Origin of the sequence: Pseudomonas sp. B21-056, from assembly GCF_026016325.1 — a bacterium.
In the GTDB taxonomy this organism is placed as follows: Bacteria; Pseudomonadota; Gammaproteobacteria; order Pseudomonadales; family Pseudomonadaceae; genus Aquipseudomonas.
Genome location: NZ_CP087203.1, coordinates 1,977,513 through 1,996,829, shown reverse-complemented (window position 1 = coordinate 1,996,829; position 19,317 = coordinate 1,977,513). Strand labels below are relative to the sequence as shown.

At 61.8% G+C, this 19,317-nt stretch carries 14 protein-coding genes and 1 other RNA gene; 4 read left to right on the top strand and 11 right to left on the bottom strand.

The window, feature by feature from the left end:
• Positions 1-61 precede the first annotated feature (61 nt).
• Positions 62-796, top strand: coding sequence for a fumarate/nitrate reduction transcriptional regulator Fnr (gene fnr, locus LOY67_RS08940; protein WP_265066834.1), 735 nt, complete (start codon positions 62-64; stop codon positions 794-796).
• Positions 797-885: 89 nt separating this feature from the next.
• A complete protein-coding gene (locus tag LOY67_RS08935) occupies positions 886-1,434 on the top strand; it encodes an adenine phosphoribosyltransferase (RefSeq protein WP_041020481.1) in 549 nt (182 codons plus the stop codon).
• A 173-nt stretch (positions 1,435-1,607) separates the two neighbouring features.
• On the opposite strand, the gene recR is transcribed toward LOY67_RS08935, so the two are convergent.
• The 4 genes from recR to dnaX all read right to left on the bottom strand — a co-directional run bounded on the left by recR (position 1,608) and on the right by dnaX (position 6,064).
• Positions 1,608-2,210, bottom strand: coding sequence for a recombination mediator RecR (recR, locus tag LOY67_RS08930; protein WP_265066833.1), 603 nt, complete (start codon positions 2,208-2,210; stop codon positions 1,608-1,610).
• A 66-nt stretch (positions 2,211-2,276) separates the two neighbouring features.
• Positions 2,277-3,311, bottom strand: a complete 1,035-nt coding sequence (locus LOY67_RS08925) for an NADP-dependent oxidoreductase (RefSeq protein ID WP_265066832.1) — start codon at positions 3,309-3,311, stop codon at positions 2,277-2,279.
• Positions 3,312-3,586: 275 nt separating this feature from the next.
• Complete coding sequence (locus tag LOY67_RS08920; RefSeq protein ID WP_265066831.1) at positions 3,587-3,925, bottom strand: YbaB/EbfC family nucleoid-associated protein; 339 nt, start codon at positions 3,923-3,925, stop codon at positions 3,587-3,589.
• Positions 3,926-3,988: 63 nt separating this feature from the next.
• Entirely contained in the window at positions 3,989-6,064 is a 2,076-nt protein-coding gene (gene dnaX, locus LOY67_RS08915) for a DNA polymerase III subunit gamma/tau (protein ID WP_265066830.1), read from the bottom strand.
• Positions 6,065-6,208: 144 nt separating this feature from the next.
• On the opposite strand from dnaX, the gene LOY67_RS08910 reads away from it, so the two are divergent.
• Complete coding sequence (locus LOY67_RS08910) at positions 6,209-6,976, top strand: substrate-binding periplasmic protein (protein ID WP_265066829.1); 768 nt, start codon at positions 6,209-6,211, stop codon at positions 6,974-6,976.
• Here the strand turns inward: LOY67_RS08910 and LOY67_RS08905 are convergent.
• On the bottom strand, positions 6,928-8,670 hold the full coding sequence (locus LOY67_RS08905; protein ID WP_265066828.1) for a putative bifunctional diguanylate cyclase/phosphodiesterase: 1,743 nt from the start codon (positions 8,668-8,670) through the stop codon (positions 6,928-6,930). The genes LOY67_RS08910 and LOY67_RS08905 overlap by 49 nt on opposite strands.
• 338 nt (positions 8,671-9,008) lie before the next feature.
• On the opposite strand from LOY67_RS08905, the gene LOY67_RS08900 reads away from it, so the two are divergent.
• Positions 9,009-9,323, top strand: coding sequence for a helix-turn-helix domain-containing protein (locus LOY67_RS08900; protein ID WP_265066827.1), 315 nt, complete (start codon positions 9,009-9,011; stop codon positions 9,321-9,323).
• A gap of 189 nt (positions 9,324-9,512) precedes the next feature.
• On the opposite strand, the gene LOY67_RS08895 is transcribed toward LOY67_RS08900, so the two are convergent.
• The 6 genes from LOY67_RS08895 to smc all read right to left on the bottom strand — a co-directional run bounded on the left by LOY67_RS08895 (position 9,513) and on the right by smc (position 19,315).
• The gene (locus LOY67_RS08895; protein ID WP_265066826.1) at positions 9,513-10,166 is read right to left on the bottom strand and encodes a Pr6Pr family membrane protein; all 654 of its coding nucleotides are present in this window, start codon (positions 10,164-10,166) and stop codon (positions 9,513-9,515) included.
• 193 nt (positions 10,167-10,359) lie between these two features.
• Positions 10,360-10,456, bottom strand: an RNA gene (ffs, locus tag LOY67_RS08890) — signal recognition particle sRNA small type.
• A 292-nt stretch (positions 10,457-10,748) separates the two neighbouring features.
• Positions 10,749-11,909: a putative zinc-binding metallopeptidase gene (locus LOY67_RS08885; RefSeq protein ID WP_265066825.1), complete on the bottom strand. Its 1,161-nt coding sequence runs from the start codon at positions 11,907-11,909 to the stop codon at positions 10,749-10,751.
• Between the two features lie 214 nt (positions 11,910-12,123).
• On the bottom strand, positions 12,124-14,481 hold the full coding sequence (ligA, locus tag LOY67_RS08880; protein ID WP_265066824.1) for an NAD-dependent DNA ligase LigA: 2,358 nt from the start codon (positions 14,479-14,481) through the stop codon (positions 12,124-12,126).
• A 243-nt stretch (positions 14,482-14,724) separates the two neighbouring features.
• Complete coding sequence (zipA, locus tag LOY67_RS08875; protein ID WP_265066823.1) at positions 14,725-15,567, bottom strand: cell division protein ZipA; 843 nt, start codon at positions 15,565-15,567, stop codon at positions 14,725-14,727.
• A 259-nt stretch (positions 15,568-15,826) separates the two neighbouring features.
• On the bottom strand, positions 15,827-19,315 hold the full coding sequence (gene smc / locus LOY67_RS08870; protein WP_265066822.1) for a chromosome segregation protein SMC: 3,489 nt from the start codon (positions 19,313-19,315) through the stop codon (positions 15,827-15,829).
• Between the last annotated feature and the right edge of the window lie 2 nt (positions 19,316-19,317).

Here is a 19,317-nt window from a genome sequence, read left to right as displayed (position 1 = left end):
CGGGGCCCGGAGCTGGGTTACCCTTACGGCTTATGTGTGTTTTCCCACAAGGATTGAAGAAATGTCCGAGCCAGTCAAACTGCGCGCCCACAGCCAAGCCCATTGCAAGGATTGCAGCCTGGCCCCTCTCTGCCTGCCACTTTCGCTGAATCTGGAGGATATGGACGCGCTGGACGAAATCGTCAAACGGGGCCGCCCGTTGAAAAAGGGTGAATTCCTGTTTCGCCAGGGTGACACCTTCGACTCCGTCTATGCCGTACGCTCGGGTGCTTTGAAAACCTTCAATTTGAGCGACGCTGGCGAAGAACAACTCACCGGTTTCCACCTGCCCAGCGAACTGGTGGGACTGTCCGGCATGGACACCGAAACCCATCCGATTTCGGCCCAGGCGCTGGAAACCACCTCGGTGTGCGAGATTCCCTTCGAACGTCTCGACGAACTGGCCGTGCAACTTCCGCAGTTGCGCCGCCAGTTGATGCGCGTGATGAGCCGGGAGATCCGCGACGATCAGCAGATGATGCTGCTGCTTTCGAAAAAAACCGCCGACGAGCGCATTGCGACCTTCCTGGTCAACCTCTCCGCCCGCTTCCGCGCCCGTGGCTTCTCGGCCAACCAGTTCCGCCTGAGCATGTCGCGCAATGAAATCGGCAACTACCTGGGCCTGGCCGTGGAAACCGTGTCCCGGGTGTTCACCCGTTTCCAGCAGAACAATTTGATCGCCGCCGAAGGCAAGGAGATTCACATTCTCGACCCGATCCAGCTCTGCGCCCTGGCCGGCGGCTCGATCGACGGCTGATAAACCTGCGCGACTGAGGGCTGCTGCTGAGGGATTGTCTCGGCCGCGCTATACTGCCGCGTTTGCAGCCCTGCCAGGACACTTCGACGATGGTCTTCGACTCCTTCGACATCAAATCCCTGATCCGCCCCGTGATCGACTTCCCCAAACCCGGCGTGATCTTTCGCGACATCACCCCGCTGTTCCAGTCCCCCACCGCCCTGCGGCTGGTGATGGACAGCTTCGCCCATCGCTATGTCGAGGCCGAGTTCACTCACATTGGCGCGATGGATGCCCGGGGTTTCCTGATTGGTTCGATTCTCGCCTATCAGTTGAACAAGCCGTTGGTGCTGTTCCGCAAACAAGGCAAGCTGCCGGCGGACGTGCTGGCCGAGGGTTACCAGACCGAATACGGCGAAGCCTTCCTGGAAGTGCATGCCGACAGCCTGTGCGAAGGGGATTCGGTGGTGATGTTCGATGACCTGATCGCCACCGGCGGCACCCTGATCGCCGCCGCCAACCTGATCCGCCGCATGGGTGCCAAGGTCCACGAAGCCGCGGCGATCATTGATTTGCCGGAATTGCTGGGATCCCAGCGACTGGAAGACATGGGGATTCCAACGTTCTGCCTGACGCAGTTCTCCCTGAGCGAACGATAACCGACCGCCGATGCTCCCACACTGGTTGGCGGTAGCCTTGGTATTCTGCGGTCGAACACAAACCCTGTGGGAGCGAGCCTGCTCGCGATAGCGGAGTGTCAGTCACATGATTATTGGCTGATATACCGCCATCGCGAGCAGGCTCGCTCCCACAGGGGAGATTTGTGTGGTGCTTACAACGTGATCGGCTTGCGCCCGGCAAAGGAATGCGCCAGCGTCCCGCCATCGACCAGCTCCAGTTCGCCCCCCAACGGCACGCCGTGGGCGATGCGGGAGGCGACCAGGCCTTTGTTGCTCAGCAGTTGGGCAATGTAATGGGCGGTGGCTTCGCCTTCCACCGTCGGGTTGGTGGCGAGGATGACTTCGGTGAAAGTCCCCGCCGCTTCGATCCGCGCCATCAACTCGGGAATGCCGATCGCCTCCGGCCCCAGGCCATCGAGGGGCGAGAGATGGCCCTTGAGCACGAAATACCGGCCACGGAAACCGGTCTGCTCCACGGCATACACGTCCATCGGCCCCTCCACCACGCACAACAGGCTGTCGTCCCGACGGGGGTCGGAGCATTGCGGGCAGAGGTCTTCTTCCGTGAGCGTGCGGCACAAACGGCAATGCCCCACTCCTTCCATGGCCTGGCTCAACGCCAGGGCCAGGCGCGAACCGCCGCTGCGATCACGCTCGAGCAATTGCAACGCCATGCGCTGGGCAGTTTTCTGACCCACACCCGGCAAGGTTCGCAGGGCATCGATCAGTTGGCGAATCAAAGGGCTGAAGCTCATCGAGGAAATGTCCGACATAACAACGAGACGCGGTTTATACCCGCGCCTCCGATTAGCGTCAAATACTCAATCCCTCGCGACCCGCACCACCAACTTGCCGAAATTGCGTCCTTCCAGCAGACCGATAAAGGCCTGTGGCGCATTCTCGAGGCCGTCGACCACGTCTTCGCGGAACTTGACCTTGCCGTCACGCACCCAGGGCGCCATGGCGCTGATGAATTCCGGCTGACGGTCACCGTAGTCGTCAAACACGATAAACCCCTGCATACGCACCCGCTTGGTCAGCAAGGTGCGTTGTAGTTGCGGCAAGCGATCCGGCCCGCTCGGGGTGTGTTGATCGTTGTAGGACGCAATCAGGCCACAGAGCGGGATGCGGGCCTTGGCGTTGAGCAGCGGCACCACCGCGTCGAAGACTTTGCCGCCGACGTTTTCGTAATAGATGTCGATGCCTTTGTCGCAAGCCCGGGCCAGCTCTTCGGCAAAGTGCTCGCTCTTGTGGTCGACGCAGGCGTCGAATCCCAACTCGTCGACCACGTACTGGCATTTCTCACGGCCGCCAGCCACCCCGACCACCCGCAGGCCCTTGATCTTCGCCACCTGGCCGACCACAGACCCCACGGCGCCCGAAGCGGCCGCCACCACCAGGGTTTCCCCGGCCTTGGGTTGGCCGATGTCCATCAGTCCCATGTAGGCGGTCATGCCCGGCATGCCCAGCACACCCAAGGCCATCGACGGGCTGGGCAACCCGGACGGAACGGGGATGACGTTGCGGCCATCGCTGATGCTGTGGCTCTGCCAGCCCGTGGCTCCCACGACCAGGTCGCCTTCGTGGAATTTAGGGTGCCTCGAACGCACCACGCGACTGACAGCCCCGCCGGTCATCACCTCGTCGATTGCCACCGGCGCGGCGTAGGAAGGCGCGTCGCTCATCCGCCCACGCATGTAGGGATCCAGAGAGAGGAACAGGGTCTTGAGCAGGACCTGCCCGTTCGCCAGCTCTGGCAGGGTCACCTGCTCAAAACGGAAGTTTTCCGCGGTGGGAGCGCCCTTGGGGCGGGAAGCGAGGACGATGCGCTGGTTGGAGGTCGATGCTTGTGACATGGAAGCGTCTCCTTGATCGTTGATGGGACGTATAGGGAGCAGACCATTGCCTGGGGACCGGCGTTCGATGTTTGTTCAGGTAAACCGCGGCGCCTGCATCGCGAGCAGGCTCGCTCCCACAGGGAGCTTCGGCGACCACAGATCTTGCACCCACCGCAAATCCCCTGTGGGAGCGATCGCGGTGGGACAGACAACACAATGCTCGGGGCCAGAAGCAAAAATGCCAGGCGCGATGCCTGGCATTGGGTGTAGCCCATCCCGACCGGGATGGCGAGTCAGAACGGCAGTTTCATGCCCGGCGGCAATTGCATGCCCGAGGTCATGCCGGACATCTTGTCCTGGCTGTTGGCTTCGATCTTGCGCACCGCGTCGTTGACGGCGGCGGCAAACAGGGCTTCGAGCATTTCCTTGTCATCTTCGCTCAGGCCTTCGACCACGCTCGGGTCGATGCTGACGCGCTTGATGTCGTGGCGACCGGTCATGACCACGGTCACCATGTCGCCGCCGGACTTGCCGGTGACTTCGGCGTTGGCCAGTTCTTCCTGCATCTTGGCCATTTTTTCCTGCATCTGCTGCGCCTGCTTCATCAGGCCGGCCATGCCACCTTTCATCATGGGAATCACCTCGAAAGTACTTGGATAAACACCGCGCCAGCCCATTCGGCCCGGCGCCTTCAATTATGAGCCCTGGGTGACCGGGGCCTCGACAGGTTCGATAGTATCGTGACGAACCACCGCGCCGAACTGTTGCATCATCTGTTGGATGAACGGATCGCCGTGGATCGACTCCTCAGCCTCGCGCTGACGGTCGGCCCGACGACGGGACGCGGCCTGGGCCGGGGTTTCCTGCTCAGGCTTGATCAGCTCGATGCTCAGCGTCAGGGTGCGCTGGTGATACTGGTTCAGTGCATCGTTGAGACGCCGCTGCTGGGTCGCGTTGAACAGGGCGCTGTGGGCCGGGTCCAGGTGCAGCAGCCAGTGGTCGCCTTCTACCGCGATCAGCGTGCAGTTGGCGGCGATGCTACCGGTCATGCCGGTGATCGGCAATTTCGGGAACAGCTCCAGCCATTGCAGGGCCAGACCGGTGGCCGGCATCGCCGCGGGTTCCGGCTCGGGTTCGGGTGCCGGCTCGGCAGCGTGCTCGCTGGCCAGGTCATCCAAGTAGCTGTAGGCCGAATCCATGTCCGGCTCGATGTAATCCTCATCCAGCGGAGGCTCGTCGTCCAGGTCCATGCCCGGCGTGGCGATATCGACATCGGTAGCTGTCGGTTCGGGCACCGGGGCGGCAACCCACTCGGGGGCCTCGGGCACCACGCTGTCAGGCGTCGGCAGGGGCATCGGCGGCAGCTCGGGCTGCTCGGCGATGGTTTCCAGTACAGGCTCCACGGCAGGCTGCTGGACGATCTCGGGCTCGACCGGATCATTCCAGGGCAGATCGATGACGGCTTCGGCGACAGGCTCAGGAATCGGCTCAGGTTCAGGCTCAGGTTCAGGTTCAACCGCCGCAACGACAGGCGCCGGAGCCGGCTCCATGACGGGTGTCACCGCAGTCGGAGCAGAAGCCGCTGCCGGCGCAACCACGGGCGCGGCAGCCACTGGCTTGGCGGAATCAGCTGTGGCCTGGCTGATCCCCACTGGCTTTAGCGCCTGCCTCGGCGCATCCGCCGTGTCGGCAGGCCGGAACGCCAGCATCCGCAGCAGCACCATTTCGAAGCCGCCACGCGGATCCGGCGCCAGGGGCAGGTCGCGACGACCGATCAGGCCCATCTGGTAATAGAACTGCACGTCTTCGGCGGGCAACGCCTGGGCCAGGGCCAGCACCCGATCGCGGTCGCCATGGCCGTTGTCGACGCCGTCGGGCAAGGCCTGGGCGATGGCGACACGGTGCAACACATTGAGGATTTCCGACAGCACACCGTTCCAGTCCGGCCCCTGTTCGGCCAGGTGGCGCACCGCTTCGAGCAACGCCTTCGCGTCGCCATCGATCAGCGCATGCAACACGTCATAGACCTGGCCATGATCGAGGGTACCGAGCATGGCCCGCACATCGGCAGCCATGACCTTGCCCTCACCGAAGGCGATGGCCTGGTCGGTCAGGCTCATGGCGTCACGCATCGAACCGTCGGCGGCACGGCCCAGCAGCCACAGCGCATCGTCTTCGAACGGCACATTCTCCACACCCAGCACATGGGTCAGGTGTTCGACGACCCGCTCCGGCGTCATGTTCTTCAGGGAGAACTGCAGGCAGCGGGACAAAATCGTTGCAGGAAGCTTCTGCGGATCGGTGGTCGCCAGGATGAACTTGACGTAGGGCGGCGGTTCTTCCAGCGTCTTGAGCAGCGCATTGAAGGAATGACTGGAGAGCATGTGCACTTCGTCGATCAGGTAGACCTTGAAGCGCCCGCGGCTCGGGGCGTACTGCACGTTGTCGAGCAGCTCGCGGGTGTCCTCGACCTTGGTGCGGCTGGCGGCGTCGATCTCGATCAGGTCGACGAAACGGCCTTCGTCGATTTCCCGGCAGACCGAACACTCGCCGCAGGGCGTCGAAGTGATACCGGTTTCACAATTCAGGCACTTGGCGATGATCCGCGCGATGGTAGTCTTGCCCACGCCACGGGTCCCGGTGAACAGGTAGGCGTGGTGCAGTCGCTGGCTGTCCAAGGCGTTGATCAGGGCCTTGAGCACATGGGTCTGGCCGACCATTTCGCGGAACGAGCGCGGACGCCATTTACGTGCAAGAACCTGATAACTCATCGAAAACCATCGCAACGAAGGAACAGAAGCGGCTAATGCTAGCGGAGCAGGGGCGAAATTGCATCCGGTGCGCCGTTCTAATCTGACTAAGCTTGGAATCAGGGACTCGGTTGTCGACACGCTTTTATACCGTCAGGAGAGCTTATGCGCTTGGCCATGGGGGCTTTGCTGTTATTAGGGACAGATTGTTTCGCCGCCGAATTACCCTTGCGCTTTGCCGTGACCGACGGTTGGGCCATGCCCATGGTGCAGATCGAACGAGGTCGCCCGACCCAGGGCATACTCCCTGACGTCATGACCAGCCTGGCGACTCAGGTGGGCATGCCCGCCGAGTTCCACGTCCTGTCCCGCGCCCGGCTCGACGGGGCCATGCAACATGGCGAAGTCGACATGCGCTGCTATGTCAGCCCCGATTGGGTGAAGGACGAACACGGTGATTACCTGTGGAGTGTCCCGCTGTTCTTCCAGCGCGACCTGCTCGTCGGTGCGGCCAGCGCCCCCACAAAAGTGGTGCCGGCGACGCTCGAGCAGCAGCCCATTGGCACCGTGCTCGGCTATACCTACCCGACCTTGCAACCCCTGTTCGACAGCGGCCATCTACGGCGCGACGAAGCACGCAGCCAGGAGCAGGTGCTGGCAAAGTTGCTTGCCGGTCGCTATCGCTACGGCGTGAGCAACCAATGGGCGCTGGACTGGTTCAACCAACGGCACACCGCCGATCGCCAACTGCACGAGGCGGCCGTGCTCCAGGAACAGCAATTGGGCTGCTACCTGCGCAATGACCCGAAAATCCCGGTACAACGCATTCTGCGCACCTTGCAGAACATGAAAGCATCGGGGGAGATCGACGCAATCATCCAGCTTTATACCGGCCGTAATGCGCAATCCGAGGCTGGAGCCGGTTCGCCCTGAACACCGGGTCGCTGCTGCCATTGCGGCGGCGGGACAAACCTCCTCACCCAGCCCGGTACCTGCTCGGGCGGCATGGGTCGGGCGATAAAATAGCCTTGGGCAACTTCACAACCCAGGCGCAGCAGTAATTGCCCATGCGCCAAAGTGTCCAGCCCTTCGGCAACGACCTGGCGACCAAATGCCTGGGCCAGGCCGATCACGGCCTTGGTCAAGGCCAGGTCATCCTGGTCCACGAGAATGTCGCGGATAAAGGTCTTGTCGATCTTGATCGTCTGGGTGCGCAAATGCTTGAGGTCATTGAGGGAGCAGTAGCCCGTCCCGAAGCCGCCCAGGGAGAAACCCACGCCCAGGGCCTGGCAAGCCTGGAGGCAGGTACTGACATGCTGCAGATTTTCCACCGCGACGGACTCGACGATTTGCAGGTCGAGCATGTGCGGCGGCACGTCCGGGTGCCGCTCCAGCATCTGTTGCAACCGCTCGACGAAGTCCGCCCGCTGGAAATGCCGCGCCGAGATATTGATGCTCACCGGCCACCCCTGCCCCGCTCGCTGCCATCGCTGTAACTGAATCATGACTTGCTCCATGACCCACTCACCGATCTCGACGATCAGATCGGTTTCCTCCGCCAGTGGCAGGAACTCACGGGGCGGCACCAGGCCGCGTTGCGGATGCTTCCAGCGCAGCAAGGCCTCAAGGCCGACCACGGTGCCACTGCGCATGTTGACCTTGGGTTGGAAATGCAGCCGCAGCTCATTGGCGGCCAAAGCCTGCCGAACCCGCTCGACGGTCTGGTAGGTGGCCCGCACCTCCTTGTCCCGAGACACATCGAACAAATGAAAGCGATTGCGGCCGCTCTGCTTGGCCATGTACATCGCCTGGTCAGCATGGCGCAGCAACGTCCCGGCGTTTTCGTTGTCCCAGGGGAACAGCGTGACGCCGATACTTGCGAAAACCTTGATGCTTTTACCGTCAATGGCATAGGGCGTGGAAACCGCAACCAGCACTCGATTCAAGGCCCCATGCAATTCATCCAGCCCAGGCACATGACGCAACACCAGCACGAACTCGTCCCCCGCCAGCCGCGCGACCACGTCTTCGCCTCGCACAATGCTGCGCAGTCGCCTCGCGACCTCGACCAGCAGTTGATCGCCACTGGCATGGCCGTGACCGTCATTGACCGCCTTGAAACCATCGAGGTCGAGCATGCAGACCGCCAGGGGAAAGTTTTCCGCCCGGGAGAACGCCAGGGCCTGGTCCAGCAGATCGGACAGGTAGGTGCGGTTGGGCAACCCGGTCAGCACATCGTGCCCGACTCGCCACTGCAGGGAGTGCAACTCCCGGCGCTTGTCGCTGACGTCGAAACGGATGGCCAGGTATCGCTCGACCTGCCCCGTCGCGTCGTCCATCACCGGCACCAGGGTGGTTTCGACCCAATGCAACGTACCGTCCTTGGCGCGATTACAGATATCCCCTTTCCACACCTGCCCCAACGCAATGGTGTGCCACATGGCACTGAAGAACTCACCCGGATGATGACCGGAATTGAGCAGCCGATGGTTCGCCCCCAGCAGCTCATCGCGCCGGTAGCCAAAGAGGTTGCAGAACTGGTCGTTGACGTAGGTGATGCGCCCGCTCACATCGGTTTCGGAAAAAATCGCGGCGGCGTCAACGGCTCTGCGGTACTTCTTATCCATCGAAGCAGTCATCCATGAGTCAGGCTCATTTGTCGCACGCGGTTGCACCGCCTTCGAACAGGCGAAAATCAACTAGGCTCAAATACCGTGAGATAAGCTGGGGCACGGCTCTGTCAGTGCCTTCAGAAAGCCCGGAAAACCTGCCTTGTGTCACGAGAATGAACACGCGGCGCATTTCTTTTTGCACATTCGGGCCTCTGGAGCAGGTCAGCAAATGCCCGTCCCAAACGCTGATTCTACGAAACGCATCACATTTTGCAAAGCAAGGTGATGAACCATGCGGTTGCCTAATGCAAAAATCTATCGTTAAGTTCTTGATTCTAAATGGGAATTGAGCGATGCAAATTTCAAGTTTGGGTGCAGCCATCAGACGCTACCGCAAAGTAGCGGGGCTGACTCAGGCTGAACTGGGCGAAAAAACCGGTTTTGACCCCAAGACCATCAGCCGTTTCGAAACCGGCACCTACATGCCCAGCGTCGAAGCCCTGTTCCTGCTCGCCAATGTACTGGACGTACAACTGAAAGCCTTTTTCGCCGACATGAATGACGAAGACGAACAGCGCGCCTACCTGTTCGGTGTCATTCACAAGGCCACCCCGAAGGATTTGGGCAAGCTGATCGCAGCGGTTGATCAGGCTCTGTCCAAGCCTTGAGTCAGGCCTGACCACCCCATTTACCAGGACCTGACGCAAAACCTGTGGGAGCCGAGCTTGCTCGCGATAGCGGAGTATCAGGCAACATTCATGCAAGCTGACCCACCGCCATCGCGAGCAGGCTCGCTCCCACAAGGGGGTCGGCGGCGGACACTGGATTTATGAGCGTCCAGAAAAATGACCAACCGATCAGCCCCTGCCCTTCGCCCGATCCACCGCAACCAGTACCAGTGAAATCACCACGAATCCCACCAACACCATCACCGCGTTAACCAGCACCTGTGAATAACCCAGCCGGTCTACTTCGATGAACGGATAGGGATAGGTGCCGACCACCTCACCGCGTATCAGGGCGTAGATGAAATAAATCAGCGGATAGAGCAGCCACGTCCACACGTTGTTCCAATGCAGGGTTCCCTTCGGCACACAGAACCACCAATAGATCATGAACAGCACCGGCATCACGTCGTGCAGCAGTTCATCAGCCACCCACTGCCAGCCTTGAGGGTTCCACGTCTGGCGTAACAGCAGGTTGTACGCCAGCCCGACCAACACGATGGCAGCCGCCACACCGGCTTGAGTCGAGGGCCGGAGAAAGAAACGCCGTAGCGGCGAGTCGCCTGTCGTCGCCGCGCAGGTCAGCACGATCGCCACCAGAATATTGGTCAGTACCGTGAAGTAGCTGAAAAAGATCTCCACGCCACCCAACAAGCTCTTTTCGGCCTGCCAGCGTGAAGTCAGGATCAGGAATAGCTGAAGGAGTAATGCAAACCACCCCAGCGCTGCCGCGACCTTCACGGCGATTGAACCCTTGCTTTGCGTCAACACCGTGTCGTTGTTCATCACATTGCCCTCTGGCCGGTTACACGAACCCTAGAAAGGCATGACACGAAATTCTACTGTCAGAAATAACAGTGGCGACCAACGGCAAATCGCCCGGACAGCAGAAGGCATTGACCGAACCGATCAGAACAAAAGAGATAAGAGGAAATCTGGCAAACCCTGCGAACGAAGGTCTGGGGCGTTATGGAGGCAACCCCACCAGCCACACCCCGGCACACAATGTTCCCGCTGTGGCTGCTTCCTTCCGGATCTGACCAGGTTCACGGGTAATCGTTGCGGGGGGACCGATGGGGTCACCATAACGACGCCCGCCTGACGGCGAGCCGCGCCATTGTACCTATCTGACGGGAAGTTACAACCGTTCGCGCTGGATTAAAAAATGAAGATGTTCAAGTACTTGCTATAGGGGTGGAGATGATTTTCTGCAGCTATCCCGAAGCCCCCTGTGGGAGCGAGCTTGCTCGCGAAAGCGGTGGTTCAGCCACTCATGAATTGACTGACACACCGCTATCGCGAGCAGGCTCGCTCCCACAGTAGATCGAGGGTGGACGGAGTGCGCAGCCATCCCGGCAAACCCCATGGCTACAACAACACCTCATCCGCCCGGCCGCCCACCTCCTGGATCACCAGGTGGATGAAATGCAGTTTGGTGATGACGGCCGCCGGCACGACGAACGGGTAGAAATCCGGCTGGCCCATGCTACGGGACAGTTCGTTGAGCATGCCGGCCAGTTCGATCCAGGCGTTGACGAACGACAGGAACGCTTTGCCACCGGAGTGCTCGGGGTCGAACAGGGTGTCGGGGGGGAACGGTTGGTAATCGAAGTCCATGTCCTGGGCGCTCATGCCAAAGCCCAGTGCCGTGTCCACGGCGTCCATCATGTGCAGGTAGTGGGCCCAGGTTTCGGCCCAGTCTTCCCAGGGGTGCATGGTGGCGTAGGCACTGACGTAACGGGTTTGCCAGTCCAGCGGTGCCCCTTGCTGGTAGTGCCGCTCCAAAGCGTCGGAATAACTGGCGCGCTCATCGCCAAACAACCCGCGGAACGCCTCGAGCCAATGGCTGTTGGCAATCAACCGGTCCCAGTAGTAATGCCCCACCTCATGGCGAAAGTGCCCGAGCAAGGTGCGATACGGCTCGCGCATCTGCTGGCGCACGTATTCGCGATGGGCGTCGTCGGCTTCCTTGATGTCGAGGGTGATCAAGCCGCTGGCATGGCCGGTGGTCGGTGGCGTGCCGTCGGGGTCGACGCCGATGAAGTCGAAGGCCAGGCCGGTGTGTTCGTCAATGCTTTTCGGGATGACCGGCAGACCGAGGGTGATCAGTTGCGCCACCAGCCGACGCTTGGCGGTTTCGACTTTGCGCCAGCGTTCAGGATTTTCCGGGACCGACAGGTCGGGGATGGTGCGGTTCAGGCTGCAGGCAATGCATAGGGTGTCGGGGCCATTGGCCGGCAGCAGCCAGTTGCACGCCGCCGCTGTATCGAGGTTGGTGCAGCGCCGGAACAGGCCGGCCTGTGGGTCGGCATCCAGGGTCCAGGTGTCGGGCTGGTCACCGGGTTGCAGGGACGAGAGACGACTCTGCTCCGGTTGATAGCCCAGCGCCGCCAGACAGGCCAGGCACTGGCTGTTGCGAAAAAACAGCGACTGGCCGCAGCGACACGGCCAGACTTTGCTGTTGCGCGAACGGTCGCCCAGGAACGGCGCGGCGATGCGTGAGCTCAGTTGTTCGAAGAAGCGGTACATGGCGATCTCTCCCTGGGGCCTGCAAGACTAGATCATCCTCCAACAAAGACGTTCAGCCTGGTGACACACCCTTGTGGCGAGGGGATTTATCCCCGTTGGGCTGCGAAGCAGCCCCCATCAGCCTTACCTCGATCAAGCTGACACACCGATTGGCAGTTTTGGGGCTGCTTTGCAGCCCAGCGGGGATGAATCCCCTCGCCACAGCCGACTAGGGCTAAACCGTAATGCCATGCTTGCCAAGAAACGCCACGAACGCCTCTTCGTCCAGCACCTTGAGTCCCAGTTCATTGGCCTTGGCCAACTTCGAGCCGGCACCCGGCCCAGCCACCACGCAGTGGGTTTTCGCCGACACGGAGCCGGCGACCTTGGCCCCCAGGCTTTCCAGCTTGTCCTTGGCGACGTCACGGCTCATCAGTTCCAGCGATCCGGTCAGCACCCAGGTGTGGCCGGCTTCGGGCAAGCCTTCGACGACTTTCTTCTCGCTTTGCCAGTGCATGCCGAAGTCCCGCAACTGCTGCTCCGCGGCCTCGGCCTGCTGGCGATTGTCGGCGATGGCGAAGAATTCCCGCACGGCGTTGGCCTGCTTTTCCGGCAGGGCCTGGCGCATGTCCAGCCAGTCCGCGTTCATCACTGCGTCGAGGGAGCCGAACTTGTCCGCCAGTTTCTGCGCACCGCCGGGGCCGACCGAAGGGATGTGCAACTTGTCGAGAAAACCGCCCAGGGTGGTACTGGCGGAGAATTCGGCACCCAGCTCACCCTGGTCCTGGATATCGAGACCATGGCGCAGCAGGTCCGTGATCACCTCGCGGTTGTGCGGGTCTTCGAAGAAGCTGTGGATCTCATGCGCCACTTCCAGGCCCACGTCCGGCAAGTACGTGAGCACTTGGGGCAACGCCGCTTGCACGCGCTCCAGCGAGCCCAGGGAGCGCGCCAGGACCTTGGCGGTTTCCTCGCCGACGTCGGGGATGCCGAGGGCGTAGATGAAGCGCGCCAGGCTGGGCTTCTTGCTGTCAACGATGGCCGCCAGCAACTTGCGGCTCGACAGTTCGGCAAAGCCTTCCAGGTCGACCACTTGCTCGAAGGTCAGCGCATACAGGTCGGCAGGCGAGCCCACCAGGCCCTCGTCCACCAATTGTTCGATGCTCTTTTCCCCCAGGCCTTCGATGTCCATGGCCCGGCGCGAGACGAAGTGAATGATCGCCTGCTTGAGCTGCGCCCCGCAGGCCAGGCGACCGACGCAGCGATACACCGCGCCTTCGCTGATGGTTTCGCGGCCCTTGCTGCGCTTGATCAGTTGCGTGCGCTCTACGTGGGAACCGCACACCGGACACTGTTGGGGCACTTCCACCGGGCGAGCATTCTCCGGGCGGCGCTCGGTAACGACTTGCACCACCTGCGGAATCACATCCCCCGCGCGGCGGATAATCACCGTATCGCCGATCATCAGGCCCAGGCGCGCCACTTCGTCCATGTTGTGCAACGTGGCATTGGCCACGGTCACGCCGGCCACCTTGACCGGCTTGAGCCGCGCAACAGGCGTCACGGCCCCGGTGCGGCCGACCTGGAACTCGACATCGAGCAGCTCGGTAAGCTCCTCGCTGGCGGGGAATTTATGGGCGATGGCCCAGCGTGGCTCGCGGGCGCGGAAGCCGAGTTCGCGCTGGGAGGCAATGCTGTTGACTTTGAACACGACGCCGTCGATTTCATAGGGCAACGCGTTGCGCCGCTCGCCGATGTCACGGTAGTAATCCAGGCATTCGTCGATGCCATGGGCCAGTTTCAGTTCGCGGCTGATGGGCATGCCCCACGCCTTGAGCTGCTTGAGATTGCCGATGTGGGTATCGGCAATGTCCGCCGTCACCTGGCCAATGCCGTAGCAGCAGAATTCCAGCGGGCGGTTGGCGGTTATTTTGGAGTCGAGCTGGCGCAGGCTGCCGGCCGCCGCGTTGCGCGGGTTGGCGAAGGTCTTGCCGCCCGCCTCCAACTGCGTGGCGTTGAGGCGGTCGAAGCCGGCCTTGGACATGTACACCTCGCCGCGCACTTCCAGCACGGGCGGCCAGCCGCTGCCTTGCAGCTTGAGGGGAATGTTGCGCACGGTGCGCACGTTGACGCTGATGTCTTCGCCGGTGGTGCCGTCACCGCGGGTGGCGCCGCGTACCAACAGGCCGTCCTGGTACAACAGGCTGACCGCCAGGCCATCGAGTTTCGGCTCGCAGCTGTATTCCACCGCCGCGCCACCGCCCAGCAGATCGCCCATCGGCAGATCGAGGCCTTCGGTTACCCGGCGGTCGAACTCACGCATGGTTGTTTCGTCGAAGGCGTTGCCCAGGCTGAGCATCGGGATCTCGTGACGGACCTGGCTGAACGCCGACAGCGCCACGCTGCCGACCCGCTGGGTCGGGGAATCGCTGGTCACCAGTTCCGGGTGCTGCTCTTCCAGGGCCTTGAGCTCATGGAACAGGCGGTCGTACTCGGCATCCGGGATGGTGGGCTCATCGAGGACGTGATAGCGGTAGTTGTGCTGATCCAGTTCGGTGCGCAGTTCTAGGATGCGGGTTTCGACGGCATTCATGGGTGTTCTCTCATAAAGCAAAAAAGCAGCCGAGGCTGCTCATGTCAATCAGTCAAGTAATGCTCGGCAGAGAACCTGTGGCGAGGGGATTTAGCGAAACCTCGCACCGCCCCACTGGGCTGCCAAGCAGCCCTCAAAATGTTGTGTTGCCACAGAGTTTGCGAGTGCTGCGCACTCGAGCGGGGATAAATCCCCTCGCCACAAAAGCGGCTTGCCACAGAGCGGCTACAAGAGGCGCTCTGATCAACGCTTCTGGGTCAATGCCCGGCGTTCAAATTCGACAATGCGCTGGCGGTAGTGTTCGATGGTCTGGGCGGTCAGCACACTGCGCTGGTCGTCCTTCAACTCACCGTTGAGCTCCTGGGACAACTTGCGGGCCGCGGCCACCATCACGTCGAAAGCCTGCTTCGGATGACGCGGACCCGGCAGGCCGAGGAAGAAACTCACCGCCGGCGTACTGAAGTGGTCGATGTCGTCCAGGTCGAACACCCCTGGCTTGACGGCGTTGGCCATGGAGAACAGCACTTCGCCGTTGCCGGCCATGCTTTCGTGGCGGTGGAAAATGTCCATCTCGCCGAAACGCAGGCCGCTTTCCAGGATGTTCTGCAGCAACGCCGGGCCCTTGAAGCCGGCCGGGTCGCGGCAGATCACGCTGATCACCAGCACTTCTTCAGCCTGGGCCTGGTCCTTGTCGCTGCTCGACGCCTTGCTCTCGTCCGGGAAGTCGTCGCGGCTGCTGAAGCTCGGGCCGCCATCCAGGTCCAGGTTGAGGTTCAGATCGCCCTGGGACGGTTCGTTGTTGCGTTTACCCCGCTTGGAACCCGATTCACGGGGTTCGCGCACGGGAGCGCTCACCGACGGCAGGTCATGCTCGTCCAACTGCGGTTCCTTGTGGGTGTCGAGCACCCGGGGCGGGCCCAGCAACTCGGCATTGTCATCCTCGTCCGGCAGGTTCGACAGGCTGCGATCAAGGCGGAACTTGAGTTTCCCCTTGCCGCCGCGCATGCGGCGCCAGCCATCGAAAAGAATACCGGCAATGACAATGATGCCGATGACGATCAGCCACTCGCGCAGACCGATTTCCATGTAATCCCGTGCCTCTATAAAAATGCTGAAAAATAAGGGGCTTAGCTATTTGCAAACCGCTTTAAAACGTGGCGCCAACTCTATGTTCTGAATGGCGTTTTGCCCACGCATACGAAAAATTGACATTAAACTAGCACGACCAAAGATAACTTTACACCGTCTGTCGCATAGGCTTGTGCCAATCTGTGATCTGAACTGCCTTCGGCAAGGATAAAAGACCCGACAACTCATCGAGAAGTTGCCCTCCATACCCTGCGCGTCAGGCATCCACCATCGCCATGGCCTCCTCGACATCCACCGCCACCAGCCGCGAACAGCCCGGTTCGTGCATCGTCACACCCATCAACTGATCGGCCATTTCCATGGCGATCTTGTTGTGGGTGATATAGATGAACTGCACTGTTTCAGACATTTCCTTTACCAGCCGTGCGTAACGGCCCACGTTGGCGTCGTCCAGCGGCGCATCGACTTCGTCGAGCATGCAGAACGGCGCCGGATTCAACTTGAAGATGGCAAATACCAGGGCCAACGCGGTCAACGCCTTTTCACCACCGGAGAGCAAATGAATGGTGCTGTTCTTCTTTCCGGGAGGACGCGCCATGATTGTCACCCCAGTATCGAGTAGATCTTCGCCCGTCAGTTCCAAGTACGCACTGCCGCCACCGAAAACTTTTGGGAAAAGCGCCTGCAAACCGCCATTGATCTGATCAAAGGTATCCTTGAAGCGGTTTCGGGTTTCCTTGTCGATCTTGCGGATGACGTTTTCCAGGGTTTCCAGCGCTTCCACCAGGTCAGCGTCCTGGGCATCCAGGTAACGCTTGCGCTCGGACTGTTGCTCGTATTCGTCGATGGCCGCCAGGTTGATCGCGCCCAGGCGCTGGATCCGCGCAGCGATGCGCTCCAGTTCTTCCTCGGCGTCTTTCTCATTGGCCCCGGCCACCAAGGTGGCGAGCACGCCGTTGAGGTCGTAACCGTCTTCCAGCAGTTGGTCCTGCAAGGCCTTGCGACGCACGGTCAGGGCTTGCCACTCCAGGCGTTGCTGCTCCATCTGGCCGCGAATCAACTGGGATTGCTGCTCGGCCTGGCTACGGCGCTTCTCGGCATCGCGCAGCTCACGGTCAGCGTCTTCGAGGGCGATCTGCGCCGTCTTGAGTTCCTCGTCGACACTCATCCGCTTGTCGAGCAGTTCCTCGAGCTTGAGCCGCAGCTCTTCCAGCGGCGCCTCGCCCTCCTCCAGGTTCAGGCTCAACTGTTCGCGTTTTTCGGTCAGGCGTTCGGACTGCATCTCCAGGCGTTCGAGGGCCTGGCGCGTGGAATCGTATTGCGCCTTGAGCGAGCCCAGGCGCACCGCCAACTGATGGGCATGGTCCTTGTGCTGACGCGCTTCCTGGCGCACCCGGTCGAGGCGTTCGCGCAGGCTGTCGCGCTGGGCCAGCAACAGCTCACGCTGCTCGGTGTCCAGGGCCATGGCATCGAGGGCTTCCTGCAGTTGCAGGCGCGCCTCGCCAATCTGTTCGTGCTCCAGCGCCCGTTGCTCGCCCTGCTCGGCGATCTCTTCTTCCAGTCGGGTGCGCCGCAGGGCCAGCTGTTCAGCCTTGGCCTTGCCGGCCGACAACTGAGCCTTGAGCTCGCCTTGCTGGCGCGCTTCGTCCTGCAACAGCCGGCGCAGATGTTCGCGCCCATTTTCCTGCTGACGCTGTTGCGCCCGCAGATTCTGCAATTCGGTTTCCAGGGCTTCGACGCTGGCTTCGCGTTCGTCGCGCTCGGCGCCCAGGCGCTGGATTTCCTGGCCCCGGGCGAGCATGCCGCTCTCGGCTTCGCTGGCTCGGCGCACCCGCAGGAAATGCCGGCCGACCCAATAGCCATCACGACTGATCAGGCTTTCACCCGCTGCCAGTTGCCCGCGCAGGGCCAAGGCCTGTTCAAGGTTCTCTACCGGCCTGACCTGCCCGAGCCAGGGCGACAGATCGACCTTGGCCTCGACCTTGTCCAGCAGGCTGCCCGGCATCCGCACTCCGTCGCCGGCCGGGCTGAGCAGGCGCAGGTCGCCCTGGGTGAACCCCGAGAGGTCGAAGCCGGCGAAATCATCCACCAGCACTGCTTGCAGATCGGCGCCCAGCACGGTTTCCACCGCCAGCTCCCAACCGGCGTCGACCTTCAGGCCTTCGGCCAGCCTCGGACGCTCGGCCAGATGCTGGTCCCGCAGCCATTCGGCAGTGCCGGTGCCCGGATCCAGCGCGGCCTGCTGCAAGGCTTCCAACGAGGCCAGACGACCGTTGAGCCGTTGCAACTCGCCCTGGGCCTGCTGCTGATTCTGAAGAGCCAGTTGCAAGGCCTGGCGCAGTTGTTCGAGCCGCTCGACCTGGGCGTCCTCGCTGGCCTGCAAGTCTTCGAGAGTGGCTTCGCTGGCGGCCAGTTGCTCGCTCAGGTCGAGGATCGCCGCGTCTTCCGGGTCCGCCGCGAGCAAGGCACGCTCTTCGGCCAGGCGGCGCTGGCGCTCGGCCAGGCGCTCCATGCTGGTTTCCAGTTGCTGGATGCGCGACTGCTGGACTTCGGCCTGACGCCGTGGCTCGGCAGAAGTGAGGTTGAAACGGTCCCACTGCTCCTGCCAGCCGTGCATGGTCAGCTCGGACTCTTCCAGGGCGGCAGCGGCCTCTTCGGCGGCGGCACTGGTGATTTCCTGTTCCGGCGTGAGCCGCTCCAGCTCTTCGCCAAGGGTCAGCAGCAAGGTGCGGTCGTGACCCAGGTGAGACTCGGTCTCCAGGCGCGCGCGCTCAGCTTCCTTCAAGTCATCCTGTAACTGGCGCAGCCGTTGCTGGCCGTGCTGGATACTCTGCTCGACCCGGGCGATGTCGCCACCGACCGAATAGAAGCGCCCTTGCACCAGGTTGAAGCGTTCGGACAGCTCGTGGTGCCCATCACGCAGGCGCTCGATGGCGGCATCGGCATTGCGCTGTTCGGCCACCAGGGCTTCGAAGCTGACCTCCTGGTTGCCGATGATCGCTTCGCGTTGGCCGACCTGTTCATTCAACGCCTGCCAGCGCAGGGCCGAGAGCTGGGCCTTGAGCTGGCGCTCTTCGCCCTTGTATTCCTGGTATTTGCGCGCGGCCTCGGACTGACGGTGCAGGCGTTCGAGCTGACGGTCGAGCTCTTCGCGCAGGTCGGTCAAGCGAGCGAGGTTTTCGTGGGTGCGACGGATACGGTTTTCCGTCTCGCGCCGGCGCTCCTTGTATTTGGAGATACCGGCGGCCTCTTCGATGAAGTTACGCAGGTCTTCAGGCTTGGCCTCAATCAGCTTGGAGATCATGCCCTGCTCGATGATCGAGTAGCTGCGCGGCCCCAGGCCGGTGCCGAGGAAGATGTCGGTGATGTCGCGACGCCGGCATTTGGCGCCGTTGAGGAAATAACTGTTCTGGCTGTCGCGGGTCACTTTGCGGCGGATGGAGATTTCCGCATAGGCCGCGTATTCGCCGATCAGGGTGCCGTCGGAGTTATCGAACACCAGCTCGATGCTCGCCTGGCTGACCGGCTTGCGGCTGGTGGAACCGTTGAAGATGACGTCGGTCATCGATTCGCCGCGCAGGTTCTTGGCCGAACTCTCGCCCATCACCCAGCGCACGGCGTCGATGATGTTCGACTTGCCGCAACCGTTGGGCCCGACCACCGCCGCCATGTTGCTGGGGAAGTTCACCGTGGTCGGGTCGACGAAGGACTTGAACCCCGCCAGCTTGATGCACTTGAGGCGCACGT